At 72.3% G+C, this 25870-nt stretch carries 20 protein-coding genes; 5 read left to right on the top strand and 15 right to left on the bottom strand.

Translation table 11 applies throughout. The annotated features are described in order from the left end of the window. Positions 1–92: 92 nt before the first annotated feature. Positions 93–464, bottom strand: a complete 372-nt coding sequence (locus ABZ851_RS34820; protein ID WP_361136365.1) for a helix-turn-helix domain-containing protein — start codon at positions 462–464, stop codon at positions 93–95. Positions 465–556: 92 nt separating this feature from the next. Between ABZ851_RS34820 and ABZ851_RS34815 the strand changes: the two genes are divergently transcribed. Beyond that, entirely contained in the window at positions 557–1396 is an 840-nt protein-coding gene (locus tag ABZ851_RS34815; RefSeq protein ID WP_361136363.1) for an NAD(P)H-binding protein, read from the top strand. Positions 1397–1651: 255 nt separating this feature from the next. Here the strand turns inward: ABZ851_RS34815 and glnA are convergent, their stop codons facing one another. Beyond that, the gene (gene glnA / locus ABZ851_RS34810; RefSeq protein ID WP_086715079.1) at positions 1652–3061 is read right to left on the bottom strand and encodes a type I glutamate--ammonia ligase; all 1410 of its coding nucleotides are present in this window, start codon (positions 3059–3061) and stop codon (positions 1652–1654) included. A gap of 340 nt (positions 3062–3401) precedes the next feature. On the opposite strand from glnA, the gene ABZ851_RS34805 reads away from it, so the two are divergent. Then, positions 3402–3869, top strand: a complete 468-nt coding sequence (locus ABZ851_RS34805) for an RDD family protein (RefSeq protein ID WP_176956543.1) — start codon at positions 3402–3404, stop codon at positions 3867–3869. 222 nt (positions 3870–4091) lie between these two features. Here the strand turns inward: ABZ851_RS34805 and ABZ851_RS34800 are convergent, their stop codons facing one another. From ABZ851_RS34800 to lipB, 4 genes are all read right to left on the bottom strand, one after another. Beyond that, a complete protein-coding gene (locus ABZ851_RS34800; RefSeq protein ID WP_088797333.1) occupies positions 4092–4811 on the bottom strand; it encodes a DUF4191 domain-containing protein in 720 nt (239 codons plus the stop codon). Positions 4812–4821: 10 nt separating this feature from the next. Then, a complete protein-coding gene (locus ABZ851_RS34795; RefSeq protein ID WP_244415229.1) occupies positions 4822–5040 on the bottom strand; it encodes a hypothetical protein in 219 nt (72 codons plus the stop codon). Positions 5041–5251: 211 nt separating this feature from the next. Beyond that, positions 5252–6202, bottom strand: coding sequence for a lipoyl synthase (gene lipA, locus ABZ851_RS34790; protein ID WP_361136360.1), 951 nt, complete (start codon positions 6200–6202; stop codon positions 5252–5254). A 172-nt stretch (positions 6203–6374) separates the two neighbouring features. Further along, positions 6375–7190 (bottom strand): lipoyl(octanoyl) transferase LipB, encoded by an 816-nt coding sequence (lipB, locus tag ABZ851_RS34785; protein ID WP_336052980.1) that lies wholly within the window; start codon positions 7188–7190, stop codon positions 6375–6377. Between the two features lie 275 nt (positions 7191–7465). Here lipB and ABZ851_RS34780 point away from each other — a divergent pair, with 275 nt between their 5' ends. Then, positions 7466–8920: a regulator gene (locus ABZ851_RS34780; protein ID WP_361136358.1), complete on the top strand. Its 1455-nt coding sequence runs from the start codon at positions 7466–7468 to the stop codon at positions 8918–8920. Between the two features lie 51 nt (positions 8921–8971). Here ABZ851_RS34780 and ABZ851_RS34775 read toward each other — a convergent pair whose 3' ends face one another. From ABZ851_RS34775 to ABZ851_RS34765, 3 genes are all read right to left on the bottom strand, one after another. Then, positions 8972–10372: an FAD-dependent oxidoreductase gene (locus ABZ851_RS34775; protein ID WP_361136356.1), complete on the bottom strand. Its 1401-nt coding sequence runs from the start codon at positions 10370–10372 to the stop codon at positions 8972–8974. Between the two features lie 294 nt (positions 10373–10666). Then, positions 10667–11551: a TIGR01777 family oxidoreductase gene (locus tag ABZ851_RS34770; protein WP_361136354.1), complete on the bottom strand. Its 885-nt coding sequence runs from the start codon at positions 11549–11551 to the stop codon at positions 10667–10669. Between the two features lie 84 nt (positions 11552–11635). Then, complete coding sequence (locus tag ABZ851_RS34765; RefSeq protein WP_088797327.1) at positions 11636–12154, bottom strand: DUF4240 domain-containing protein; 519 nt, start codon at positions 12152–12154, stop codon at positions 11636–11638. A 239-nt stretch (positions 12155–12393) separates the two neighbouring features. Here ABZ851_RS34765 and ABZ851_RS34760 point away from each other — a divergent pair, with 239 nt between their 5' ends. Both ABZ851_RS34760 and ABZ851_RS34755 read left to right on the top strand, forming a co-directional pair. Continuing rightward, on the top strand, positions 12394–14298 hold the full coding sequence (locus tag ABZ851_RS34760) for a hypothetical protein (RefSeq protein WP_361136352.1): 1905 nt from the start codon (positions 12394–12396) through the stop codon (positions 14296–14298). Positions 14299–14454: 156 nt separating this feature from the next. Continuing rightward, positions 14455–15375 carry an SDR family oxidoreductase gene (locus ABZ851_RS34755; RefSeq protein ID WP_361136350.1) on the top strand — a complete coding sequence of 307 codons (921 nt, stop codon included), beginning with the start codon at positions 14455–14457 and terminating at the stop codon, positions 15373–15375. Positions 15376–15452: 77 nt separating this feature from the next. On the opposite strand, the gene ABZ851_RS34750 is transcribed toward ABZ851_RS34755, so the two are convergent. The 6 genes from ABZ851_RS34750 to ABZ851_RS34725 all read right to left on the bottom strand — a co-directional run bounded on the left by ABZ851_RS34750 (position 15453) and on the right by ABZ851_RS34725 (position 25823). Then, positions 15453–16601 (bottom strand): WYL domain-containing protein, encoded by a 1149-nt coding sequence (locus tag ABZ851_RS34750; RefSeq protein ID WP_361136348.1) that lies wholly within the window; start codon positions 16599–16601, stop codon positions 15453–15455. A 465-nt stretch (positions 16602–17066) separates the two neighbouring features. Continuing rightward, a complete protein-coding gene (gene aceE / locus ABZ851_RS34745) occupies positions 17067–19739 on the bottom strand; it encodes a pyruvate dehydrogenase (acetyl-transferring), homodimeric type (RefSeq protein ID WP_361136346.1) in 2673 nt (890 codons plus the stop codon). 262 nt (positions 19740–20001) lie between these two features. Beyond that, positions 20002–20625: a GntR family transcriptional regulator gene (locus ABZ851_RS34740; RefSeq protein ID WP_361136344.1), complete on the bottom strand. Its 624-nt coding sequence runs from the start codon at positions 20623–20625 to the stop codon at positions 20002–20004. 157 nt (positions 20626–20782) lie between these two features. Continuing rightward, a complete protein-coding gene (gene sucB / locus ABZ851_RS34735) occupies positions 20783–22519 on the bottom strand; it encodes a 2-oxoglutarate dehydrogenase, E2 component, dihydrolipoamide succinyltransferase (protein ID WP_361136342.1) in 1737 nt (578 codons plus the stop codon). A gap of 56 nt (positions 22520–22575) precedes the next feature. Then, positions 22576–23964, bottom strand: a complete 1389-nt coding sequence (lpdA, locus tag ABZ851_RS34730) for a dihydrolipoyl dehydrogenase (protein WP_018090121.1) — start codon at positions 23962–23964, stop codon at positions 22576–22578. A gap of 314 nt (positions 23965–24278) precedes the next feature. After that, complete coding sequence (locus ABZ851_RS34725; RefSeq protein ID WP_361136340.1) at positions 24279–25823, bottom strand: leucyl aminopeptidase; 1545 nt, start codon at positions 25821–25823, stop codon at positions 24279–24281. Between the last annotated feature and the right edge of the window lie 47 nt (positions 25824–25870).

Genomic DNA, 25870 nt, shown 5'->3' with positions numbered 1-25870 from the left:
CGTACGTATGACACAAGACCGCCGACGCATCAACGCAGTCACTGGGTCACCAGTTCGCGCCGGATGTGCCTTCGAGGCCGGCCACTGCCGCACTATCCCTGACTGCGTGGCGGTAGCCGCTGTGTGATCCGGTGGAACAAGTCCGTCAGCGGCTCGCCGATCTCCTGGCCGAACTCGGTCAGCCCGTAGGTGACTTGGGGTGGCGTCGTCGGCTCGACCTCCCGCCGGACAAGGTCGTCCTTGACCAGTGTGCGCAGGGTCTGAGCGAGCATCTTCTCGCTGATGCCCTGGATGCTGTTGCGCAGCTCGTAGAACCGGAGGTCGTTGTTCCGCAGAGAGATCAGCACCCAGATGCCCCACCTGCTGGTCACGTGGTCGACCACGTCGCGCGCGGGGCAGTCGGTGTGAAACACCTCATACCGATGACCCGCCTCGGCCTGCGTCAGCTGCGCGCCTTCCTTCATGTCCGGAGCTTACCTCTGGGTATGTTCTTACGAAAAGTAAGTCCTGCTCCTAACGTCAACTGTCGTAGCGCACAACGAATCAGGAGCTGAACATGATCGTGGTGACCGGGGCAACCGGGAACGTGGGCCGGCCTTTGACGCGGGCCCTGGCCGAGGTGGGCGAGCAGGTGACAGCGGTGTCGCGGCGCGCGGCGGCGGTGCCGGACGGCGTCCGGCACGTGGCGGCCGACTTGGCCGAGCCGGCGGGTCTCGCGCCCGCATTGGACGGGGCGAAGGCGCTGTTTCTCCTGCTGTCCGGAGACCTGCACGCCCCCGGAGCCAGGCCGGCCGACATCATCGGCCTGGCCCGGGCCAGTGGGGTCCGCCGGATCGTCCTGCTGTCTTCGCAGGGCGTGGCGACCAGGCCGCTGGGCCCGTCGCGGGTCGCGATGCGCGCGCTGGAGGACGCGTTGCGGGAGTCCGGCCTGGACTGGGCCGTCCTGCGGCCGGGCGGCTTCGCCTCCAACGCCCTGGCCTGGGCGGAGTCCGTCCGCACGCAAGGGACGGTCGCGGCACCCTTCGGCGACGTCGGGGTGCCGGTCGTCGACCCGGCGGACATCGCCCAGGTCGCGGCGGCCTGCCTGCTGGACGACCGGCACACCGGCGGGGTGTACGAGCTGACCGGGCCGGAGGTGATCACGCCGCGTCAGCAGACAGAGGCCATCGCCGCCGCGCTCGGCTCGCCGGTGCGGTTCCACGAGCTCACCCGTGACGAGGCCAAGGCCGCGATGACCCGGTTCGTGCCGGCGGAGCTCGCCGACGACACCCTGGACATCATCGCCGCCCCCAACCCGGCCGAACTGCGGATCAGCCCGGACGTGGAACGAGTCCTCGGCCGCGCCCCGCGCCCCTTCGACGGCTGGGTCGCCCGCAACATCGCCGCATTCCGCTGAGACGCCACGCAACTGAAGCACCGGGCAGCCCCGTGCCGCCGCGGCTGCGGGCGCACGAGGCAGATCACGGTCGCGCACAGAGTGCGGGCCAACCAGTGAGGGCCGCTGCCCCGGCTCTGGGGTAGCGGCCCTCACTATCGATCCTGACGACCGGTCAGGTATGCCGTCGGCCGTGCCTCCCGGGAGCGGAAGGACACGGCCGACGGCCCAGAGACGGCCCAGGCGAGCGGAAACCCGCTCTGACCTGGGGCGTTCTTAAATGTCGAAGTACAGCTCGAACTCGTGCGGGTGCGGCCGCAGCTGGATCGGGGCGATTTCGTTGGTGCGCTTGTAGTCGATCCAGGTCTCGATCAGGTCGGAGGTGAAGACGCCGCCCTGCTGGAGGTACTCGTTGTCGGCCTCGAGGGCGTCGAGGACGGCCGGGAGGGAGGTGGGGACCTGGGGGACGCCCGCGTGCTCCTCGGGGGCGAGCTCGTAGAGGTCCTTGTCGATCGGCTCGGCCGGCTCGATCTTGTTCTTGACGCCGTCCAGGCCCGCGAGGAGGAGGGCGGAGAAGGCGAGGTACGGGTTCGAGGACGGGTCCGGGGCGCGGAACTCGACGCGCTTGGCCTTGGGGTTCGAGCCCGTGATCGGGATACGCATGGCCGCGGAGCGGTTGCGCTGCGAGTAGACCAGGTTGACCGGGGCCTCGAAGCCGGGGACCAGGCGGTGGTAGGAGTTCACCGTCGGGTTGGTGAAGGCCAGCAGCGACGGGGCGTGCTTGAGGATGCCGCCGATGTAGTAGCGGGCGGTGTCCGAGAGGCCCGCGTAGCCCTGCTCGTCGTAGAAGAGCGGGCTGCCGCCCTGCCACAGCGACTGGTGGACGTGCATGCCGGAGCCGTTGTCACCGAAGATCGGCTTGGGCATGAAGGTCGCGGTCTTGCCATTGCGCCAGGCGACGTTCTTCACGATGTACTTGAAGAGCATCAGGTCGTCGGCGGCGGCGAGCAGCGTGTTGAACTTGTAGTTGATCTCCGCCTGGCCGGCGGTGCCGACCTCGTGGTGCTGGCGCTCGACCTGCAGGCCGGCCGCGTCCAGCTCCAGGGAGATCTCGGCACGCAGGTCGGCGAAGTGGTCGACCGGCGGGGCCGGGAAGTAGCCGCCCTTGTAGCGGACCTTGTAGCCGCGGTTGTTCTCCTCCGACCCGGTGTTCCAGGCGCCCGCCTCGGAGTCGATGTGGTAGAAGGACTGGTTCGCGCCGGTCTCGAAGCGCACGCTGTCGAACACGTAGAACTCGGCCTCGGGGCCGAAGAACGCGGTGTCCGCGATGCCGGTCGAGGCGAGGTAGGCCTCGGCCTTCTTGGCGATGTTCCGCGGGTCACGGCTGTACTGCTCGCCGGTGATCGGGTCGTGGATGAAGAAGTTGATGTTGACGGTCTTGTCGCGGCGGAACGGGTCCACCCGAGCCGTCGACAGGTCCGCGCGCAGCGCCATGTCCGACTCGTGGATCGCCTGGAAGCCGCGGATCGAGGAACCGTCGAAGGCGAGTTCCTCGGCCGGGTCGAACGCCTTCGCCGGGATGGTGAAGTGCTGCATCACACCGGGCAGGTCGCAGAACCGGACGTCGATGAACTTCACGTCCTCGTCGGCGATGAACTTCTTGGCCTCGTCGGCGTTCTGGAACATCCAACTCCTCCTAGCCCGGTCACCGGTCGGCGGACGCGGGATTGCTACTCGGAACGCGACCATGTGCGGTGGCGCGTTGCCCGACCATAGGCAGGCGGGATTTCCCAAGCATGACCCATTTGTTTCGCTGAGGTTAACCGGCGCACGCCTGCCTTTATTCACCAGTGTGACCCATAAAGGGGCATTTTGGCCCGGGGTGGCGGCCGTTCGCCGCGGCGCCGTGCCGAGTCGTTGCGCCCCTGGCGGCACGCCAGCGTGACCCGGCCCGGAGGGCGGACCCGGGCCGCCCTGCACCGGACCTCGGCGCAGCGAATGTATGCGGTCGCAGTACCGTGGTCGGGTGGACAACAGGCAAGCAATCGGATCGTGGATCTCCGGGCCCCGCGCGGCAGCCGAGGACATGGGTGTCGAGTTCGGGTACCGCGGGCAGCAGCTCGGGCTGCCGGAGACGGGGCCGGGCTCGATCGCGCGCCCCGGGCGCCGCTTCGCCGCGCTCTTCCTCGACTGGGCGCTGTGCATGCTCATCGCCTACGGCCTGCTCAGCGGCGGCAAGGCGCAGTCGGCGAGCAACTGGGCGCTGCTGGTCTTCGCGGTGCTCAGCGTGCTGACGGTGGGCACGGTCGGGTTCACCCCGGGCAAGCGGCTGCTGGGCCTGCGGGTGGTGGCCGAGGGCGGTGGCCGGATCTCGCTGCCGCGGGTCGTGCTCCGCACGGTGCTGCTCGTCGTGGTCATCCCGGCCGTGGTCTGGGACCGGGACGGGCGGGGGCTGCACGATCGCCTCTCGCGCGCCGTGCAGGTCCGGATCTGAGCCCGGGGGCGTCCGGTCGGTTCGAATGGGCGCCGCCATACGGGCATAGCGCCGTACGGCGTAGTTGAGCCCGTGCGGTACGCCCGACCGGTGGGCCCCGGCGGTCCCCCATACACCCCCCACACACGACGAAACGCCCCGGAGCCTCAGGCCCCGGGGCGTCATCGTTCGGTCAGGGTGTCGGACCCTTCGGCCGGACGCGGGTGCGGCCGGCCGTCACGGTCAGCGGGTCTTGCCGCCGCCCTTGGGCATGCGCATGCCCTTCGGCATCGGGCCCTTCGGGACCGGCATGTTGCTCATCAGGTCGCCCAGCGCCTTGAGCCGGTCGTTGACGGCGGTGACCTGGGCGCCGGGGAGCACGCGCGGCAGCTTCAGCAGCGTCGTACGGATCTTCTTCAGCGGCACCTGGCCCTCGCCGTCGCCCACGATGATGTCGTGGACGGGGGCGTCGGCGACGGTGCGCGCCATCCGCTTCTTCTCGGCGGCCAGCAGGCCGCGCAGCCGGTTCGGATTGCCCTCGCCGACCAGCACGATCCCGGCCTTGCCGACGGCGCGGTGGACCACGTCCTGGCTGCGGTTCATGGCCACCGCGGGGGTCACCGTCCAGCCGCGGCCGACGTTGTCCAGCACGGCGGCCGCCGCGCCGGGCTGGCCTTCCATCTGCCCGAAGGCAGCCCGCTCGGCGCGCCGTCCGAAGACGATCGCCATGGCGAGGAAGGCCAGGACGAAGCCCAGGATCCCCGCGTAGATTTCGTGGCCGATCGCGAAGCCGACGGCAAGGAGAACGCCGAATACGACGATGCCTACACCAGCGACGACTAGACCGACCTTGGAGTCGACCCGACGGGTCATCTTGTAGGTCAGGGCGATCTGCTTCAGCCGCCCGGTGTTCTCAGCGCCGGCAGCGCCGGCAGCGCCCTCAGCATTTACCTTCCTCGCCATACAGCGCAGTCTACGTGGCGTGCGGGCGCTGGGTCGCCGCGGCCTCCAGTACGTACTCGGCCTCGTGACGGTCCTTGGCGCGGCGGCGGTCCTCCAGGACCGATGTCCAGGCGTTACGACGGGCGGTGCGCTGTCCGCCGCGCATCAGAACGGCCTCGACGGCGCGCAGCGCACCGGTGACCGAAGGGATGGGGAGGGCGGGATTGGCGCGGAGCGGCGCGGCCTGCATGGTGGGTGACTCCCTCTGATTCGTTCGGAGAAGCAGGAGTAGGTGCGGGAGCGGTGCGTGCATCCATCGTCACGGAAAGGTGTTACCAACGGATGACCTGCCGGTCAAACACCGATGAAACGTTGACGCGGCCCCCACGCCCCCCGTCAGGAGGAGTGCGGGCCGCGCCCCCAGCATGTGCCACGATTCACAAGACGGCGCGCCGGGGAAATCAAACCGCCTGACTGGACGCCTCGGCCTCGCGCCGCTCCATGGCCTGCTGGTAGAGGCGGCCGGCGCGGTAGGAGGAGCGGACCAGCGGGCCGGACATCACGCCGGCGTAGCCGATCTCCTCGGCCTCCTCCTGGAGCTCCACGAACTCGGCGGGCTTGACCCAGCGCTCGATGGGGTGGTGGCGCACGGTCGGGCGCAGGTACTGGGTGATCGTGATCAGCTCGCAGCCCGCGTCGTACAGGTCCTGCAGCGCCTGGCTGATCTCCTCGCGCTCCTCGCCCATGCCCAGGATGAGGTTGGACTTGGTGACCAGACCGGCCTCGCGGGACTTGGAGATGACCTCCAGCGAGCGCTCGTAGCGGAAGCCGGGGCGGATCCGCTTGAAGATGCGCGGGACGGTCTCGACGTTGTGCGCCAGGACCTGGGGGCGGGAGGAGAAGACCTCGGCCAGCTGCTCGGGGACCGCGTTGAAGTCGGGGATCAGCAGCTCGACGCCGGTGTCGGGCATCGCGGCGTGGATCTGCCGGACGGTCTCGGCGTAGAGCCAGGCGCCGCCGTCGTCCAGGTCGTCGCGCGCGACGCCGGTGATCGTGGCGTACTTCAGGCCCATGGTCTGCACGGACTCGGCGACCCGGCGGGGCTCGTCGCGGTCCAGCTCCTGCGGCTTGCCGGTGTCGATCTGGCAGAAGTCGCAGCGGCGGGTGCACTGGTCACCGCCGATGAGGAAGGTCGCCTCGCGGTCCTCCCAGCATTCGAAGATGTTGGGACAGCCCGCCTCCTGGCAGACAGTGTGCAGACCCTCGCTCTTGACCAGGCCCTGGAGGTGGTTGTACTCGGGACCCATCTTCGCCCGGGTCTTGATCCACTCGGGCTTGCGCTCGATGGGGGTCTGGCTGTTCCGGACCTCCAGGCGCAGCATCTTGCGTCCGTCGGGTGCGACTGCGGACACGACCGGCTCCCTACGACTTCGTTTCTTCGGCGTACACCAGGGTACGCCCGTTGATTCGCACGTCTTTACGTGCGGGGCAACCCCGTATGGCGGGGTGGCATTCCCGGGCGGGTCCGGGAGACCCGGGCCGTGCGGCCGCCGGGCCGGAGGGGCCCGGCCGGCGACCGCTCGGTCAGACCGCGCGGGGAAGCAGTTCGGCGCCCTCCAGGACGTCCCGCAGATGTTTCTCGGCGACGGGCAGCACCTCGGCGATGGTGATCTCGCGGCCCAGCTCGCCCGCGAGCGAGGCGACGCCGGCGTCCCGGATGCCGCACGGCACGATCTTGTCGAACGAGGTGTTGTCCGGATTCACGTTCAGCGCGAAGCCGTGCATCGTGACGCCCTTGGCGACGCGGATGCCGATCGCGGCGAGCTTGCGGTCCTCGCGGCGCTGGCCGGCGTTGGAAGGTGCGTACTCCGGGCCGTTCAGCCGCGGGTCGAACAGCTCGTCCGTCAGCCGCGGGTCGAAGTCGAGGTTCAGCCCGCCCAGGGCCGCCCGCTCCTCGACGGGGTCGCCCAGGACCCACACCCCGCTGCGGCCCTCGACCCGGGTGCCCTCCACGCCGAACTCGGCGCAGACCCGGATCAGCGCCTCCTCCAGGCGGCGGACATGGGCCACGACGTCCACCGGGCGCGGCAGCTTCTGGATGGGGTAGCCCACCAGCTGGCCGGGCCCGTGCCAGGTGATCTTCCCGCCGCGGTCCACGTCGACGACCGGCGTCCCGTCCAGCGGGCGCTCCTCGTCGGCCGTACGGCGTCCCGCGGTGTAGACGGCCTGGTGCTCCAGCAGCAGGCAGGTGTCGGGCAGCTCGTCGGCGAACCGGGCGGCGTGCACCCGGCGCTGCTCCTGCCATGCCGAGGTGTACTCGACGGCGTCGGCGCCGAAGCCCAGATGCACAAAGCGCAGCCCCTCGGGTACGGGGGTCTCCCCCCGAGAGATCGCAGTCACGGCAGCTCCTCTTCGAACCTCTGTTGCACTTTGCTGCAACGTTGATGCCACTTCGCGCCCATGCCACTGTACGGCCGCCTCTCCCCGTCCCCGCAGGCGGCCGGTGTCCGCCCCTCCCGCCCCTGCTCACACGATCGGATGAACGCGGGGAGGAGGCGGTGATCGGGGCGCCGAAGGCCGTTACATTCACGCCGTTCCACAAGGGCGAATGAGCATGCCGGACAGGGTCCGCCGAACCCGGCAGCGGCCCGGAAGGCAGGAGACCGGTAAAGCTGATGACGGAACGACCCCCGCACCACACCCCCAACCGCCAGCTCGCCGCGCTCATCGCCGAGGCGGGATTCTCCAATGCCGGGCTGGCCAGACGGGTGGATCAGCTCGGCATCGAGCACGGCCTCGATCTGCGGTACGACAAGACGTCGGTGACCCGCTGGCTGCGCGGCCAGCAGCCCAGAGGCACCACCCCCGCCCTGATCGCGGAGGTGTTCACCCGCAGGCTGGGGCGCCGGCTGTCCGCTCAGGACCTCGGCCTGGACGCCTGTGCGCCGGTGTACGCCGGGCTGGAATTCGCCGCGAGCCCCAGCGAGGCGGTGGACATCGTCAGCGGCCTGTGGCGCAAGGACTCCGGCAGCCACGCCGAGCTCCGCAAGATCGCCTTCACCCCGGCCGGGCTCGTGGTGCCCAGCCGCGACTGGCTGATCGGGCGCGCAGACGAACGCGTCGCCCGCGGCGAGACCAACGGCGACGGCACGGGCCGGGTACCCGCACAGGGCCGGGTCACCGTGCCCCGGCAGCGCCGCACCGACCGCGTCGACCGCACCCAGGGCTCCAGGGTCACCTCCGGCGACATCGCGGCGCTGCGCTCGGTCGGCGAGCTGTTCCGGGCGCTGGACCACGCCTACGGCGGCGGCCACGCCCGCCAGGCCCTGGTGCGCTATCTGGAGCACGAGGCCGAGCCGATGCTCCGCGGCAGCTACGGCGAGGCCACCGGCCGCCGGCTCTTCGCCGCCGCCGCCGATCTGACCCGGCTGGCCGGCTGGACCTCGTACGACATCGCGGCCCACGGGCTGGCCCAGCGGTACTTCGTCCAGGCCCTGCGGCTGGCCCAGGCCGCCGGGGACCGGGCGTACGGGTCCTACGTCCTGGCGACGATGAGCCGGCAGGCCGTCTACCTGGGGCACGGCAGGGAAGCCGTGCAGCTGGCGCGGGTCGCCCAGCAGGGCATCGGCGGCAGCGCGCCGCCCGCAGTGCAGGCGCTGCTGCACTCCGCGGAGGCCCGCGGCCACGGCGTCCTGGGCGAGGTCCGGGCCTGCACCACGGCGCTGGCCCGTGCCGAACGGGCGCTGGAGACCGTCCGCCCCGGTGACGACACCCCGTACTGGGCTCGCTTCTTCGACGAGGCGCAGCTCGCCGACGAACTGGCGCACTGCCACCGCGACCTCCAGCAGTACCGCGCCGCCTCCCAGCACGCCGAGCGCTCCCTCCAGCTGCGCGCGGCCGGATTCGCCCGCAGCAGGCTCTTCTGCCGGGTGGTGCTGGCGACCGCGCGGCTGGGCCTGGGCGAACTGGAGCAGGCCTGCACGCTGGGCGCCGAGGCGGCGCTCCAGGCCTCCGAGATGCGCTCCGTACGGGCCCATGAGTACGTCAGGGAGTTCGAGCGCCGCCTGGAGCCCTACCGGGACGCCGCGGCGGTACGGGGGTATCGCGAACGGGTGGCGGCGCTGGGGTGAGGGGGCCCGGCCGCCCGGCCGCCTGGGTGAGGCCGGGCCCGGCCGCCCGGTTCAGGCCGCCGTGGGCAGGGCGTCCGGTTCCGTGGTGAAGGCCGGCAGCCCGAAGTCCTGGAGGAGCGCGCGGGCGGCCCGGCGGCCCGAGTTCAGCGCGCCCTGGAGCGTGCTGGTATCACGGTGATCGCCGCACACATACAGGCCGGAGAGCACCCGCACCGGCCGCTCCGGGTCGTGCGGCGCCGGCATCGCGGGGACGGCATACGGGTCGTGATGGGCGCTCAGCAGCTGCCAGTCGTCGGTGCGCGCACCGTAGATCCGGTCGAGCTGGGGGCGGACCGTCTTGTCCAGTACGGACAGCGGCAGCATCGCGGCGGCGCCGAGCACGGTCGTGGTGATCAGCGACCGGCCCGGCGGCGTACGGGAGGGGTCGATGGCGCCGGCGGCGTAGCTGTAGGCGACCGGACCGTCCGTCGGCAGGATCAGGGCCGTGTCGCGGGACGGTGCGCCGCGGCCCCCGTCCGCCGCGGTGTGGTGCAGGACGGCGACCGGGTGGAAGGCCGGCACCCGCAGCCCCGGCAACAGCTCGGCCGCCTCCCGCGCGCCGGTGGCCACCAGTACCGCCCGGCAGGGGATGTGACCGTGCTCCGCGGTGCTGACGCCGGTGGTGGAGACGGCGGTGACCCGCACGGACGTCCGGACCGTGCCGGGCGGCAGAGCGGCGGCGAGCAGGTCGGGGACGGCTGCGGCGCCGCCGGCCGGCAGCCACAGCCGGCCCTGGGCGTAGGCGCGCAGCGCCACCGCCGCGCCCCGGCTGGAGCCGCGCAGCTTGGGATCGCACAGCAGCGCGGTCAGCAGGGGCCGCAGGAACGCGTCATGGCCGCGGTGCGGAAAGGCGGGGCGGCTCGCCAGGGCGTCGTGGATCGGACGGTCGGCGGGCGGGGCGTGCGGGGCGAAGGCAGGGGGAGCGGCGGCGGTGTCGGCGGCGCGGCGGTCCGTCCGGCGGTCGATACGGCGGACCGGGCGGCGGTCCGGGGGCGGTGCGGTCCGCCGATCGGTGAGGCGGACGGGCTGACGCTCCGTCCGGCGTTCCGTACGGCGGTCGGCGCGGGAGAGGGCGCGGGCCGCGGACAGCGCAGCCTTCGCGCTCCGGGGCGCGCTGACGCGCTGCGCCCGCTGCCCGTTGTGGACGCTCAGACCGGGCGCGAACGGACGGAGCGTCAGGTCGCCGAGGCCCGGGGTACGGCACAGATCCGCGGCGGAGACGGCCAGCGGCCGGCCGTAGCGGTCCAGCCGGAAGCCGTCGAGGCGGTCGGTGGCGGACCGGCCGCCGATATGTGGCGCGGCCTCCAGGACCGTGACGGACACCCCCGCCCCGGTCAGATGGCGGGCGGCGGCGAGTCCGGCCGGACCGGCCCCCACGATGACGACGTCCACGGCCGATGCGGTACGCAGCACATGCCCCTCCCGAGGTCGGTCCCAACGGCGGCGCACCCCTGTCGTGCCCGGTGCCGCCCTGGGGGATACCGAGATGAGGCGTGCGGGGTCGGCAGGAGGCGGCGGTCCGTTCGAGAGGGGGCGTCCAAGGGGCGCGTCGACGCGCCCCTTGGCCAAAGCTTCCCGTGTGGCCCCGCGGCTATGCCGCCCGGACGGCGGTGTGACGCGGACGACTTCGCGGTACGGACGACGGCAGGACGCGCATGCCCCCGCCGCGGACGGCTGCGCGGCCCGGGGACCACGGGGCCCGGAGCGCTACGCGGCCCGGACCGCCTCGATGATGCGCGGATGGGTGAACGTGAACCCCGAGTCCAGCAGTCGCCGCGGAATGACCCGCTGACTGCCCAGCACATCGCCCGCGAACTCGCCCAGCGCGGCCCGCAGGACCGGCGCCGGCACGGTGAACAGCGTGGGCCGGCCCAGGACATGGCCCATCACTGCGGTGACCTCGCGGTTGGTGACCGGCTCCGGGGCCGTGAGGTTGACCGGACCGGCCAGGTCCTCGGTGTCGATGAGGTGCCGGAGCGCCCGGATGTGGTCCTCCAGGGAGATGAAGCTCCAGTACTGGCTGCCGTCGCCGAGCCGGCCGCCCAGACCGAGCCGGAAGACGGGGAAGAGCCGGCCCCAGGCGCCGCCGGAGCGTGCCACGACCAGACCGGTGCGGGCGAAGACGGTGCGGATGCCCGCGTCCTGCGCCGGCTTCGCGGCGTCCTCCCAGGCCACGCAGACCTCCGGCAGGAACCCGTGGCCGGCCGGCGCGCTCTCGTCCGTCCGCCGGTCGCCGGTGTCGCCGTAGTAGCCGATCGCGCTGCCGCACACGAAGACGCGCGGCGGGGTGTCCATGGCGGCGAGGGCCGAGGCGAGGGCCCGGGTGCCCAGGACCCGGCTGTCGCGGATCTCCTGCTTGTAGGCGGCCGTCCAGCGGTGGTCGCCGACCCCGGCGCCGGCCAGGTGGACGACGGCCTCGCAGCCGGCCAGTCCGGCCGTGTCGACCTCCTGGCGCCCGGGGTCCCAGCGCACCTCGCCGGCGGCCCTGGGCGCGCGCCGTACGAGCCGCACGACGTCATGGCCGTCCGCCCCCAGAGACCGTACGAGCGCCGTGCCGATGAGTCCGGTCGAGCCGGTGATCGCGATCCGCATGAGGCCATACTGCCCGCAGCGACGGACCGGTGGTGGCACCCGGGGTCCGGGCCCGCCGTGCCCCGGTGCGAACCGGCCCCGTGGCTATGGCCTGAAACGGTCCCAGAGGGTGGGGAAGCGCTCCGCCATGGTCCGGTCGTCGTCGAAGTCCAGGTACGTGCCGACCGGTTCGCGGGGCGGCGGGGGCAGCCCCAGGTCCGGCATCACCCCGCCGGTCAGCTGCTCGTACGCCTCGTCGGCCGCATAGCCCAGCTCCTCGGCGTCGCCGTCCACCGCCTCGTCGAAGTCGTCCAGCAGCTCGGCGAGCTGGTCGGGGTCGTGCAGCGCGCCCTCGAAGACCTCCCGGCCCTGGGCGATCAGCCAGCAGCGGAAGTAGTCGAAGGCGTCGTCGCCGGCGCCGCCGAGCAGCACCGAGGCCGCGGCCCACAGATCCCAGGAGTACGCCCGGTTGTAGCGGGCCTCGAAGTGGCGGGCGAAGTCCACGACGGCATCCGGGTCGAGCCCGAGGAGCCGCTCGACCAGCGCGTCGGCCTGCTCCTCCGGGTCGCCTGCGGCGGCCTCGCGGGAACCGTCGATCAGTTCCCAGAACTCCGTCTCGTCCATCACCGCTCCAGCATCTGCCCTGCCGGCGCCCGTCGCATGCGGAGTACCCCGGATGCGGCGGGGGCGTTATCCGGATCGGTGACGTGGCGGGCGCGGCGGTGACGGGGTGTTCGGACCGGGTTCGCTCACCGGGCCCGCGCCGCCGTGTGACCGTCCCAAGAATCACTCGTTGGACGGCGTGCAACGACCGAACGACGGCATATCCACCATTTCGCGAAGGGCTGTTCCAGGCCATGCCCATGGACGAACGCACCCGGGCCGACGTCGAACGGGCCGAGGCGGCCCTCGTCGAGCACTATCCACGGCTCGTCCGCCTCACCTACCTCGTCCTGCCCCCGTCGACGGGCCGCCACCGCCGGGTCCTGACCGCACACGGCCTGGTCCAGCGGGCGCTGCCGCGGGCGCGGCTGCGCCGGCCGGACGGCGGACTGCCGGCCCAGCGCGGCCCGGCGCCCGAACCGGGCTACGACGTGGTGCGGCTGCGGGCCCTGCGGCTGGCGCTGGCGTACGAGGGGCGGCCCCTTCGGGTACCGGCGGCCCTGCCCCAGGTCTGGGGCCTGCGGCTCTTCCCGCGGGTCGGCGGCGCCGAAGAACTCGCCCTGGACCAGGCGCTGTCCGCGGTGCCGGCGCCGGTACGCGCCGCCCTCGGGCTGTGGCATCTGGAAGGGCTGGACGAGGACGCCGCACGCAGCGTGCTGGCACGGGCCGGGGTCGAGGAGCCCGATGCGGCACAACGGGCGGCGGCGCAGCTGGACCGGGAGACGGAGACGGGCGCCGCGGCACTGCTGAACTCGGCGGAGTTCGACCCGTGCACGGTGCAGACCCGGCCGACCGACCTGCTGCGCCGCCGGCAGCGGGTACGTGCGGCGGTCGCGCTGGTGGCCGTACTGGCGGTCGGCGCCGCGGTGGCCGGGCTGTCGGGCGGCGACGGGGGCCGGAGGGAGCGCCCGCCGACCACGGCGGAGCAGGCGCTGGACCCCGGCCGGCTGCTGCGCACCCCCAACGAAGCGTGGACGGACACCTCCCGGGTGGACTTCACCGCCTGGCCCGTGCGCGGCCGGCAGGCCGGCGACCGGGAGCTGCTGGGGCGGGCGCTGCGGGTCTGGGCGGCGCCACCCGCCGACGCCCGGATCATGAGGTCCGCGGGCACCTCCACCCGGCCGCCCGACCACCCGCCGCAGCTGCTCTACGCGGGCCAGATCGACGCCGTGACGGTCGTGGTCTTCTACGACGGCGAGCGGCTGGTGCGCTACGCCGAGCCCGAAGGCGCCACGCCCACGCTGCACTTCGCACGGGTCGACGACGCGGATCTGACCACCGGCGCCGCGCTGGTGATCGGCCGCGGCAACGGCTGGATGCGTTATCTGCTGGCGCCGTGGGTCTCCGACGTCGGCGTCCGCGACCTGCTGGCACCGGCCGCCCCGGTGCACGGACTGCATGTCACCCCGGACGGGGTCACCGACCGCATCCCGGTACCGCCCGAGGGGGGCACCGGCTGCGGGCACTGGCCGGCGGCCCAGTTCCGGCCCTCGACGCGGATCGCGGGCACCGGCGTGCACCCGCCCTTCCTGCTGACCGACCTCAACGACCTCGCCCCCGTCCACCTCACCTCCGTGCCACCCGGCGGCGCACCGGCGGCCCAGGCGGGCGAGGCGACCGGCACCCCGGCCCTGCAGGGCTGGGCCCGTACGGCCTGCGCGCTCGGGTCGCTGCGGGGCGCCGGCGTACGGTCCGTCGACAACTGGGCGTTCGCCGGCCAGCGACTCCCGGAGGACAGCGGCAGCGCGACCTGGGTGTGCAGTCGTGCCGACACCTGGCGCGGACCCGGCAGCGTGACCCTGCACTTCCTGCCGCCCGCCACGCGCCCGGCCGAGCCCGGCCGGATCGCCGGACGGGCGCGGGACACCGCCGCCTGCAGCCGCTTCGGAGCCCCGGTGGTCGGGAACGTCCACTGGCGGGCGCAGTCCGGCAAGTGGTACCTGCTCGCGGCCGGCAGCCAAGGGGTCGGCGGCCTCGACGCCACCGGCGGGGTACGGGTCTTTGCCCACACGAACACCCTCGCCGCGCCCGCCGGGCAAAACGCCCCCGACGAGGTCGTCGGACGGCTGCGGAACGGGGGGACGGTGCGCGCACTCCGTCCGTAGGCGAGGGGCGGATCGCTGTACGGCGGCCGGTGAATGCGGACGGGCGGCTGGTGAATCCGGAGAGGTGGCCGATGAATCCTGACAGAAGATGTCGGGTATCGCTGCCACGGTCGCCGTGTACGGATGCGAGGCACCTGACAGCGAGGAGTGGCGTACATGACAACGCAGCGGGAACTGGCGGGACGGGTGGCGCTGGTGGCCGGAGCGACCCGTGGGGCCGGGCGGGCAATGGCGGTCGAGCTGGGCCGGGCCGGCGCCCTGGTGTATGTGACGGGCCGGACGACCAGGGAACGGGTCAGCGAGGTCGGCCGGCCCACGGAGACGATCGAGCAGACCGCGGAGCTGGTGAGCGCGGCGGGCGGCACCGGTATCGCCGTACCGACCGACCACCTGGACCCGGCGCAGGTCAAGGCGCTGACCGAGCGCATCGACCGGGAACAGGGGCGGCTGGACGTACTGGTCAACAGCGTCTGGGGCGGCGACCGGCTGATCGAGTTCGACACCAAGCTGTGGGACCTCGACCTGGAGAACGGGCTGCGGATGTTCCGCCTCGGCATCGACACCCACGTCATCACCAGCCACTACGCCCTGCCCCTGCTGATCAGGCGGCCCGGCGGTCTGGTGGTCGAGGTCACCGACGGCACCGCCGCCTTCAACCGCACCTACCGGGACAACCTCTGCTTCGACCTCACCAAGAACGCACCGCACCGCATCGCCTTCGGGCTCGCCGCCGAACTGAAGGAACACGGGGGCACGGCGGTCTCGCTCACCCCCGGCTTCCTCCGCTCCGAGGAGATGCTCGACCACTTCGGGGTGACGGAGGAGAACTGGCGCGACGCGGTGGCCGATGAGCCGCACTTCGCCATCGCCGAATCGCCGGCCCTGATCGCCCGCGGCCTGCGGGCGCTCGCCGCCGACCCGGCCAAGGAGCGCTGGAGCGGCCGGTCGCTCTCCAGCGGGCAGCTGGCGAAGGAGTACGACTTCACCGACACGGATGGCTCGCGGCCCGACTGCTTCGGATACTTCGAGGAGGTCGTCTTCGGTGGGAAGGAGGGCGGCGCGGAGGACTACCGCTGACGGGTACCGCTGACGACTGCCGGTGACGCGGGCCGGTTTCGGTGGGGGCGCCCGCCCGCGCCCGTGCATCCGGCGGATCACGGGTCGCTGTGGTCCGGTCCGGCCGCGCCCGGCCCGCCCTCGCCCGGTCCGTCCGCGTCCGGTCCGGCTCCTGCCGTGGCCCCCGCCGGGTACAGCGCGGCCATCCGGCGGGCGGCCGAGGCGAAGCGCTCGCGCAGCTCGGGGGGTGCGAGGATGTCGCCCTCCGGGCCGAGCGCCAGCAACTGGGCGTAGGCGACCTCTGCGGACTCCACGGCGAGTGTCACGGTCAGCCGGCCGTGCTCGTCAAGGCCGTCCGCGGTCTGCGCCCGCGCGATCGCCTCGCGGGCCGCGGCGCGTTCGGTGACATACGGCAGCTGGCTGACACCGCGCGGGGACAGCCGCAGTACCACCTCCTCGCGCAGGATCGACCGGGCGAACTGGGCCGCCCGCTGTGCCCAGAACTCCGGGAGGTCGAAGGAAACGTCACGGGTGAATCGCCCGCCGGTGCGGTCGGTGCGGTGGGCGTTGTGGGTGCTGTCGGTGTGGTGGGTGTCGTCGGCGTCGTCGGCCCTGGAGATGTTGCCGTTCCCGGCGGGCGCCACTGTGGTGAACCGGTCGACACGGTAGACGCGGTAGTCGCCCTGCGTACGCGCCGCCAGATACCAGACGCCCGCCTTCAGCACGAGGCCGTAGGGCTCCAACTCCCGTTCCACCTCGGTGTCCTTGCGGAGGTAGCGGGCGGTGATCCGGCGGTCGTCCCAGACCGCGTCGGCGATCTCGGGGAGCAGGGCGGGCGTCTCGGGCTCCTGATACCAGCCCGGTGCGTCGAGGTGAAAGCGCTGGGCGGCGCCGGTCGCGGCGTCCCGCAGCTCGGGCAGCAGGGCGGCGGAGACCTTCAGCCGGGCGGCGGACGCGGCGTCGGCAAGGCCCATCTCGCGCAGGGCGGAGGGCACGCCGGACAGGAAGAGGGCTTCCGCCTCGCTGCGGCCGAGGCCGGTGAGCCGGGTGCGGTAGCCGCCGATGAGGCGGTAGCCGCCGGCTCGGCCGCGGTCCGCGTAGACGGGTACGCCGGCCTCGGAGAGCGAGAGGACGTCGCGGGCGACCGTACGCTCGGAAACCTCCAGCTCCCGCGCCAGTTCGGCGGCCGTCATCGACGGTCGTGCCTGGAGCAGTAGCACCATTTTGATCAGGCGGGCAGCGCGCATGGGTTCATGATGGGGCGCGTTGTTTGTCTGCGGGCCCGGTTGTGGCTGGGCGCGCAGTTCCCCGCGCCCCTTTGGGGCGGCGTTGCGTGTCGGCTGCGGTGTCGTCGGTTGGTCTGTGGGGCTGGCGCCTTTGCGGGGTTGGTGGTTGCCGCGGGGGCACCTCCCGGCCGAAGGCTGGGGGAGGGGTACCGGGCGTCCCCTCCGGCCCACCACCCACAGTGAAAAGGCGCACCGGGCCGCAGCCACCGGCAACGTACGCCCGGCACACAGACACAAAGACAGCCCGGCCCGGCCGTAGTCAGGGCGTGGTCGGCCGGGCCGGTGGTGGGTTCCCGTGTGGAGGCCCCGGGCGCGGGAAGGTGGCCTCCACACGGGAGTCGGGGGTGCCCCGGAGGGCGGGCGGCGGCGCCCGGTGTGGGGCGGGGCCGCCGGTGAGGCAGGGGCCGCGGTGCGGCGGCCCGTGGCTCACCGGCCGTAGCGCTCCCTGGCCTCCTTGACTGTCTCCGGCTTGACCTGGCCGCGGCGGGCGAGGGCGGCGAGCGCCTGGACGACCACCGACTGCGGGTCGACGCCGAAGTGGCGGCGGGCCGCCTCGCGGGTGTCGGACAGGCCGAAGCCGTCGGTGCCGATGGAGGTCCAGTCCTGCTCGACCCAGGGGGCGATCTGGTCGGGGACCGCCCGCATCCAGTCGCTCACCGCGACGACCGGGCCGGGGGCGCCGGCCAGCGCACGGGTGACGTACGGGATACGGTCCTCGCCCTCCAGACGGGCGGCATCGCACTCCAGGGCGTCGCGGCGCAGCTCCGTCCAGGACGGCGCCGACCAGACGTCCGCCGCCACGCCCCAGTCGTCGGCCAGCAGCCGCTGCGCCTCCAGGGCCCAGTGGATGGCGGTACCGGAGGCGAGCAGCTGCAGCTGCGGGCTGTCGGCCTGGGGCTTGGTGCCCTCGTTGAAGCGGTACAGGCCCTTGAGGATGCCCTCCTCGACGCCCTCCGGCATGGCCGGCTGGACCTTGGTCTCGTTGTAGACCGTGAGGTAGTAGAAGACGTCCTCGGCGTCCGGGCCGTACATCCGGCGCAGGCCCTCCTTGACGATGACCGCGACCTCGTAGGCGAGGGCCGGGTCGTAGGAGAGCGCCGCCGGGTTGGTGGAGGCGATCAGGTGCGAGTGGCCGTCGGCGTGCTGAAGGCCCTCGCCGGTCATCGTCGTACGGCCCGCGGTGGCGCCGATGACGAAGCCGCGGCCCAACTGGTCGGCCAGCGCCCAGAACTGGTCGGCGGTGCGCTGCCAGCCGAACATCGAGTAGAAGATGTAGAAGGGGATCATCGGCTCGCCGTGCGTCGCGTACGACGTCGCGGCGGCGGTGAAGTCGGCGAGCGAACCGGCCTCGGTGATGCCTTCGTTGAGGATCTGGCCGTCCTTGGCTTCCTTGTACCAAAGGAGCTGGTCACGGTCGACCGGGTCGTAGGTCGCGCCCTTGGGGGAGTAGAGGCCGGCGGTCGGGAAGAGCGATTCCATACCGAAGGTGCGGGCCTCGTCGGGGACGATCGGGACCCAGCGCTTGCCGGTCTCCTTGTCCCGCATCAGGTCCTTGACCAGCCGGACGAACGCCATGGTGGTGGCGATCTCCTGGCTGCCGGAGCCCTTCTTCAGGCCGTCGAAGGCCTTGTCGGCGGGCATCGGCAGCGGCTTGGCGACGACCTTGCGGGCGGGGGCCGGGCCGTCGAGGGCGGCGCGGCGCTGGCGCAGGTAGACCATCTCGGGGGAGTCGTCGGCCGGGCGCCAGTACGGCACCTGGTCGCCCTCCAGCGCGCTGTCCGGGATGGGGAGTTCGAGGACGTCACGCATGGTGCGGAACTCGGCCATGGTGAGCTTCTTCATCTGGTGGTTGGCGTTGCGGGACTCGAAGCCCGCGCCGAGGGTGTAGCCCTTGACGGTCTGCGCCAGGACGACGGTCGGCGCGCCCCGGTGTTCGACGGCGGCCCGGTAGGCGGCGTACACCTTGCGCGGCTCGTGGCCGGCGCGGGAGGTCTGGAACAGCTCCAGGAGCTTGGCGTCGGTGAGATTGCGGGCCAGGGCCTGCAGGGACTCGTTGGCGCCGAAGAAGTGCTCGCGCAGGTAGGCGGCGTCGCGGGTGGCGTACGTCTGGAACTGCGCGTCGGGGGTCTCGCCGAGGCGGCGGATCAGGGCGCCGTCGGTGTCGAGCGCGAAGATCTCGTCCCAGGCCTGGCCCCACAGCGACTTGACGACGTTCCAGCCGGCCGCGCGGAACTGGGCCTCCAGCTCCTGCACGATCTTGAAGTTGGGGCGGACCGGGCCGTCGAGGCGCTGCAGGTTGCAGTTGATGACGAAGGTCAGGTTGTCCAGGCCCTCGCGGCCCGCGAGCGCCAGTGCGGCGGTCGACTCCGGCTCGTCCATCTCGCCGTCGCCCAGGAACGCCCAGACGTGGGAGTTCGCGGTGTCCTTGATGCCGCGGTGCTCCAGGTAGCGGTTGAAGCGCGCCTGGTAGATGGCGGAGAGCGGGCCCAGGCCCATGGAGACGGTGGGGAACTCCCACAGCCAGGGCAGCCGCCGCGGGTGCGGGTAGGAGGGCAGGCCCTCGCCGCCAGTCTCCTGGCGGAAGTGGTCGAGGTGGTCCTCGGTGAGGCGGCCTTCGAGGAAGGCGCGGGCGTAGATGCCGGGGGAGGCGTGGCCCTGGATGTAGAGCTGGTCGCCGCTGCCGTCGCCCTCCTTGCCGCGGAAGAAGTGCTGGAAGCCGGTCTCGTAGAGCCAGGCGGCGGAGGCGAAGGTGGCGATGTGGCCGCCGAGGCCCAGGGCGGAGCCGCGGGTCACCATCGCGGCGGCGTTCCAGCGGTTCCAGGCCGTGATCCGGGCCTCCATCGCCTCGTCGCCGGGGAAGGCGGGCTCGGCGGAGGTCGGGATGGTGTTGACGTAGTCCGTCTCCAGGAGGGACGGCAGGGCGGTGCCTTCGGTGCGCGCGGTGTGCTCCAGGGCGCGGCGCATCAGGTACGCGGCGCGCTGGGGGCCCGCTGCCTCGGTGACGGCGTCAAGCGACTCGCGCCACTCGGCGGTCTCCTCGGGGTCGCGGTCCGGGAGCTGGTCGAGCTGGCTGTACGGCAGGCGCACGGGATCGGGCATGGGTGGCCCCTTTCCGGACGGGAGGTAGCTCGGGGGTGCCGTCGTGACCGGCCGCGTCCTTCAGGGTGGACCGCGGCCTTGACGACACCCCCTACGAGTTCGGCAGGCAGGGTTGTCGCGCCCCGACGGGAGACGATACGCTCTGATCGATGATCGATCAACGGTCTCCGGGTGAATAACCGCAGGTCGGCACGGGGTGCCGTATTTTTGGGCACCGCGTGCCAGCCGGGGGAGGGCCCGCCGGGCCCCGCCCGAGGCCTCCTCAGACCCGGGGTGCGCAGCTCAGGACGTGTGACTTGAGCAAGGCGCCGATCTTCGGGTCGCGCCGCCGGAACGCGTCCACGATCTCCTGGTGGTCCTGGGCGTGCGAGCGCGGCTCCGGGCTGAACCAGCGGATCGACAGCGTCGTCCAGACCTCGATGCCCAGCGACTCCCAGGTGTGCAGCAGCACGGCGTTCCCGGCGGCCCCCACGATCTCCCGGTGGAAGGCCACGGTGTGCCGCACCTGCGCCTCCCCGTCACCGGTCAGCTCCGCCTCGCGCAGCGCCGCCACCTCGCGCTCCAGCGCCACGGTGTCCTCGGCCAGCCGCCCGGCGGCCAGTTCGGCGGCCACCTGCTCCAGCCCGGCCCGGACCGGATAGCTCTCCTTGAGGTCGTCCGCGGTCAGATTCCGTACCCGTACGCCCTTGTTCGGTGCCGACTCGATCAGCTGCAGCGACTCCAGCTCCCGCAGCGCCTCCCGTACGGGCGTCTGGCTGACCTCCAGCTCCACCGCGATCCGCCGCTCCACGATCCGCTCGCCCGGCTGCCAGCGGCCGCTGACGATCCCCTCGAGGATGTGCTCGCGGATCTGCTCGCGCAGCGAATGGACGACGGGCGGGGTCATGAGGGGCTCCTTCAGAGCGCGTGGTGACGAGGGGGCCATTATCCGCGACGGTCGAAGGCCCGGCGCGAAGATGCTCAGGGGTGCGCAAAGGGGCCGGCCCCGGCTCGTACGAACCGGGGCCGACCCCTGTTGCACACCTATGGCGTGACTGCCGGAATCAGAGACCGATCTCGGTCTCGAACTCGGCGGCCTCCAGGATCTGCTTGACCGTGGTCAGGTAGCGGGCGGCGTCCGCGCCGTCCACCAGACGGTGGTCGTAGGAGAGCGCCAGGTAGGTCATGTCGCGCACCGCGATGGTCTCGCCGAGGTCCGGGTGGTTGATGACCACCGGGCGCTTGACGGTCGCACCGATGCCCAGGATGCCGACCTGGTTCGGGGGCACGATGACGGTGTCGAACAGGGCGCCGCGCGAACCGGTGTTGCTGATGGTGAAGGTCGCACCGGACAGCTCGTCCGGCGTGATCTTGTTCGCGCGGACCTTGCCCGCCAGGTCCGCCGTCTTGCGGGCGATACCGGCGATGTTGAGGTCACCGGCGTCCTTGATGACCGGGGTCATCAGGCCCTTCTCCGCGTCCACCGCGATACCGACGTTCTCGGTGTCGAAGTAGGTGATGGTGCCCTCGTCCTCGTTGATCCGGGCGTTGACGACCGGGTGGGCCTTCAGCGCCTGGACAGCGGCCTTGACGAAGAACGGCATCGGGGAGAGCTTGACGCCCTCACGCTGCGCGAAGGCGTCCTTGGCCTGGTTGCGCATCCGCATGATCTTGGTGATGTCCACCTCGACCACGGAGGTCAGCTGGGCCTGGCCGTGCAGGGCCTTCATCATGTTGTCGCCGATGACCTTGCGCATCCGCGGCATCTTGACGGTCTGGCCGCGCAGCGGGGACGCCTCGATGACCGGGGCCTTGGAGGCGGCGGCCGGGGCGGCGGCCGGAGCCGGCGCGGCGGCCTTGGCGGCCTCGGCGGCGGCGATGACGTCCTGCTTGCGGATCCGGCCACCGACACCGGTGCCCTTGACCGTGGACAGGTCGACGCCGTTCTCCGCGGCGAGCTTGCGCACCAGCGGGGTGACGTAGGCGCCGTCGCCCTCACCGGCGGCCGGGGCCGGGGCGGGGGCAGCGGCCGGCTTGGGGGCCGGGGCCGGCGCGGCCGGAGCCGGTGCGGCCGGAGCCGGAGCGGGCGCCGGGGCGGCAGCGGCCGGAGCCGGCGCGGGGGCCGGTGCCGGGGTGGGCTCCGGAGCGGCGGCCGGGGCCGGCGCGGCCGGGGCCGGGGCGGCAGCCGGAGCGGCGCCGGCAGCACCGATGACGGCGAGCTTGGCGCCGACCTCGGCGGTCTCGTCCTCACCGACGACGATCTCCAGCAGGGTGCCGGACGTCGGGGCGGGGATCTCGGTGTCGACCTTGTCGGTCGAGACCTCCAGCAGCGGCTCGTCGGCCGAGACCTCCTCGCCGACCTCCTTCAGCCAGCGGGTGACGGTGCCCTCGGTGACGCTCTCACCGAGCGCGGGGAGGACGACGTCCGTGCCCTCGGCGCCGCCCGCGGGGGCAGCGGCGGGGGCGGGGGCCTCGGCGGCCGGAGCCGGCTCGGGCTCGGGCTGCGGCTCGGCCGCGGGCGCCTCGGCGGCGGCCGGGGCCGCCTCGGCCGCGGGCGCACCGCTGCCGTCGTCGATGAGGGCCAGCTCGGCGCCGACCTCCACGGTCTCGTCCTCGGCCACCTTGATGGCGGACAGGACACCGGCGGCCGGGGCCGGGATCTCGGTGTCGACCTTGTCGGTCGACACCTCGAGCAGCGGCTCGTCGGCCTCGACGCGCTCACCCTCGGCCTTGAGCCAGCGAGTGACGGTGCCCTCGGTGACGCTCTCGCCGAGCGCCGGCAGGGTTACGGAAACCGCCATGGTTTCAGTTGCTCCTTACAAGTGTGGTGCGGATGTGGTCGCGCCCGGGACTGGGGTCAGTCGTGGGAGTGGAGAGGCTTGCCGGCCAGGGCCAGGTGGGCCTCGCCGAGGGCCTCGTTCTGCGTCGGGTGCGCGTGCACGAGCTGCGCAACCTCGGCCGGCAGGGCCTCCCAGTTGTAGACCAGCTGGGCCTCACCGACCTGCTCGCCCATACGGTCACCGACCATGTGGACGCCGACCACGGCACCGTCCTTGACCTGGACGAGCTTGATCTCGCCCGTGGTCTTCAGGATCTTGCTCTTGCCGTTGCCCGCGAGGTTGTACTTGAGAGCGACGACCTTGTCGGCGCCGTACAGCTCCTTGGCCTTGGCCTCGGTGATGCCCACCGAAGCGACCTCGGGGTGGCAGTACGTGACGCGCGGCACGCCGTCGTAGTCGATCGGCACGGTCTTCTGACCGGCCAGCCGCTCCGCCACCAGCATGCCCTCGGCGAAGCCGACGTGGGCGAGCTGGAGGGTGGGAACGAGGTCACCGACGGCCGAGATGGTCGGCACGTTGGTCTGCATGTACTCGTCGACGAGGACGTAGCCGCGGTCCATCGCGACGCCCTGCTCCTCGTAGCCCAGGCCCGCCGAGACCGGCCCGCGGCCGATCGCGACCAGCAGCACCTCGGCCTCGAAGGTCTTGCCGTCGGCGAGGGTGACCTTCACGCCGTCGGCGGTGTACTCGGCCTTGTCGAAGAAGGTGCCGAGGTTGAACTTGATGCCGCGCTTGCGGAAGGCCCGCTCCAGCAGCTTGGAGCTGTTCTCGTCCTCGACCGGGACGAGGTGCTTGAGGCCCTCGATGATGGTCACGTCGGTGCCGAAGGACTTCCACGCGGAGGCGAACTCGACGCCGATGACGCCGCCGCCCAGCACGATCGCGGACTTCGGCACGCGGTCCAGCGTGAGCGCGTGGTCCGAGGAGATGATGCGGTTGCCGTCGATCTCCAGGCCCGGCAGCGACTTCGGCACGGAGCCGGTCGCCAGCAGGACGTGGCGGCCCTGGACACGCTGGCCGTTCACATCGACGGAGGTCGGGGAGGACAGCCGGCCCTCGCCCTCGATGTAGGTCACCTTGCGGGAGGCGATCAGGCCCTGCAGGCCCTTGTACAGGCCCGAGATGACCTCGTCCTTGTACTTGTGGACCGCCTTGATGTCGATGCCCTCGAAGGTGGCCTTGACACCGAACTGCTCACTCTCGCGAGCCTGGTCGGCGATCTCACCGGCGTGCAGCAGAGCCTTGGTGGGGATGCAGCCGTTGTGCAGGCAGGTACCGCCGACCTTGCCCTTCTCGATCAGGGCGACGTCCAGGCCCAGCTGCGCCCCGCGCAGGGCAGCGGCGTAACCACCGCTACCGCCTCCGAGGATCACTAGGTCGAAAACGGTGCTGGCGTCGTTCGCCACGTCACGTCCTCCATGCATGGGTACGCCGGAGCCGGTCTCCGATGACCGGGCGGCGGCTGTGGTTCGGCCGCTTTTACTTCGGCCCTGGGTAAGGGGGGCCCTGTCCTGCCGAGAACCCATCTTCGCACTTGTTCCACGGAGCCGGGACGGCGGGCCGGTCTCAGGGCGGACGATCAGCCGCCCCGTAAGGGTTACCGGCGCGTACTGGCGTACGGATTTCGTTGTGGGCGAACACGGGACGCGGGTGCGCCTACGGCCCCGGGTGGTATGCCCGGGGCCGTACGGAAATGACGGGTAAGTGCCCAGGCCGGCCGTCAGCCCAGGTCGCCCGCGGCGGTGCGCTCCGCCAGGCGCACCAGGGTGCGCACCGCGGATCCCGTGCCGCCCTTGGGGGTGTAGCCCCACGGCGCGCCTTCGTGGAACGCCGGGCCCGCGATGTCCAGGTGGGCCCAGGTGATGCCCTCGCCGATGAACTCCTTGAGGAAGAGCCCGGCGACCAGGCCGCTGCCCATCCGCTCACCCATGTTGGCGATGTCGGCAACCGGGGAGTCCATGCCCTTGCGCAGCTCGGACGGCATCGGCATGGGCCAGGACTGCTCGCCGACCTCCTCCGCGATCTCGTGGATCGAGGTACGGAACGCGTCGTCGTTGGCCATGATCCCGAAGGTGCGGTTGCCCAGCGCCAGCACCATCGCGCCGGTCAGGGTGGCGACGTCCACGATCGCGTCCGGGTCCTCCTCCGAGGCGCGGGTCAGCGCGTCGGCCAGCACCAGACGGCCCTCGGCGTCGGTGTTCAGCACCTCGACGGTCTTGCCGCTGTACATGGTCAGCACGTCACCGGGACGGGTGGCGGAGCCGGACGGCATGTTCTCGGCGAGCGCCAGCCAGCCGGTGACGTTCACCTGCAGGCCCAGCCTGGCGGCGGCCACGACGGCGGCGAACACCGCGGCGGCGCCGCTCATGTCGCACTTCATGGTCTCGTTGTGGCCGGCCGGCTTGAGCGAGATACCGCCCGAGTCGTAGGTGATGCCCTTGCCGACCAGGGCCAGGGTCTTGTCCGCCTTGGGGTGGGTGTGCGCGATCCGCACCAGCCGCGGCGGGGTCTCCGCGCCCTGGCCGACGCCCAGCAGGCCGCCGTAGCCGCCCTTCTTGAGCGCCTTCTCGTCCAGCACCTCGACCTTGAGGCCGAACTCCTTGGCCGCGGCCTGCGCCTCGGCCGCGAAGGATTTCGGGTCGAGGTCGTTGGGGGGCATGTTGATCAGGTCGCGGGCGCGGTTGATCTCCGCGGCCAGCGCCTGGGCGCGCTCGGCGGCGGCCTTGAACTCCTTGTCACGCGGCTTGCCGCCCAGGAGCGCGACCTCCGCGAGCGGCGCCGACTTGGCGTCGTTCTTCTTGCCGCCCTTGGCGTTCGGCCCGTTGCCGTTGCTGCGGTACGCGGTGAAGGTGTACGCGCCGAGCAGCGCGCCCTCGCTCACCGCGGCGGCCGCCTCGGCGTCCTCGAGGGGCAGCGCGAAGGCGGCCTTCTTGGTGCCGGTCAGGGCGCGGGCGGCGCTGCCCGCGGCGCGCCGCAGTGCCTCGGTCCCGTAGCCGTCGTCCTTGCCCGGCGCCTCGCCGAGGCCGGCCGCCAGCACGACCGGCGCCTTGAGGCCGTCGGCGGCGGGCAGCTTGGTCACCTCGCCCTCGGCACCACTTGCGCCGAGGGTCTCCAGCACAGCGGCGAGCTTGCCGCCGAAGGCCTTGTCCACGGCCTCCGCGCCGGGGGCCACCACGACGCCCTTGGCGCCCTTGGCCACGCCGACGACGACGGCATCCGCACGCACCGTTGCGGCGGAAGAAGTACTGAGGGTCAGTGCAGTCACGGTGATGAAGGTCCTGTTCCGTCCGGGGAATCCGTCTGCGCGCAGCG

Origin of the sequence: Streptomyces sp. NPDC047049, assembly GCF_040643995.1 — a bacterium.
Taxonomy (GTDB): domain Bacteria; phylum Actinomycetota; class Actinomycetes; order Streptomycetales; family Streptomycetaceae; genus Streptomyces; species Streptomyces mooreae.
This window is presented reverse-complemented; position numbering and strand designations above follow the sequence as displayed.

Coding starts and splice junctions, on each gene's coding strand:
- ABZ851_RS34800 (WP_088797333.1), bottom strand. CDS start 4,811: ATGGCGAGGAAGGTAAATGCTGAGGGCGCTGCCGGCGCTGCCGGCGCT.
- aceE (WP_361136346.1), bottom strand. CDS start 19,739: ATGCCCGATCCCGTGCGCCTGCCGTACAGCCAGCTCGACCAGCTCCCG.
- ABZ851_RS34765 (WP_088797327.1), bottom strand. CDS start 12,154: ATGGACGAGACGGAGTTCTGGGAACTGATCGACGGTTCCCGCGAGGCC.
- ABZ851_RS34820 (WP_361136365.1), bottom strand. CDS start 464: ATGAAGGAAGGCGCGCAGCTGACGCAGGCCGAGGCGGGTCATCGGTAT.
- ABZ851_RS34770 (WP_361136354.1), bottom strand. CDS start 11,551: ATGCGGATCGCGATCACCGGCTCGACCGGACTCATCGGCACGGCGCTC.
- ABZ851_RS34760 (WP_361136352.1), top strand. CDS start 12,394: ATGGACGAACGCACCCGGGCCGACGTCGAACGGGCCGAGGCGGCCCTC.
- ABZ851_RS34750 (WP_361136348.1), bottom strand. CDS start 16,601: ATGCGCGCTGCCCGCCTGATCAAAATGGTGCTACTGCTCCAGGCACGA.
- ABZ851_RS34795 (WP_244415229.1), bottom strand. CDS start 5,040: ATGCAGGCCGCGCCGCTCCGCGCCAATCCCGCCCTCCCCATCCCTTCG.
- ABZ851_RS34815 (WP_361136363.1), top strand. CDS start 557: ATGATCGTGGTGACCGGGGCAACCGGGAACGTGGGCCGGCCTTTGACG.
- ABZ851_RS34740 (WP_361136344.1), bottom strand. CDS start 20,625: ATGACCCCGCCCGTCGTCCATTCGCTGCGCGAGCAGATCCGCGAGCAC.
- glnA (WP_086715079.1), bottom strand. CDS start 3,061: ATGTTCCAGAACGCCGACGAGGCCAAGAAGTTCATCGCCGACGAGGAC.
- ABZ851_RS34780 (WP_361136358.1), top strand. CDS start 7,466: ATGACGGAACGACCCCCGCACCACACCCCCAACCGCCAGCTCGCCGCG.
- sucB (WP_361136342.1), bottom strand. CDS start 22,519: ATGGCGGTTTCCGTAACCCTGCCGGCGCTCGGCGAGAGCGTCACCGAG.
- ABZ851_RS34755 (WP_361136350.1), top strand. CDS start 14,455: ATGACAACGCAGCGGGAACTGGCGGGACGGGTGGCGCTGGTGGCCGGA.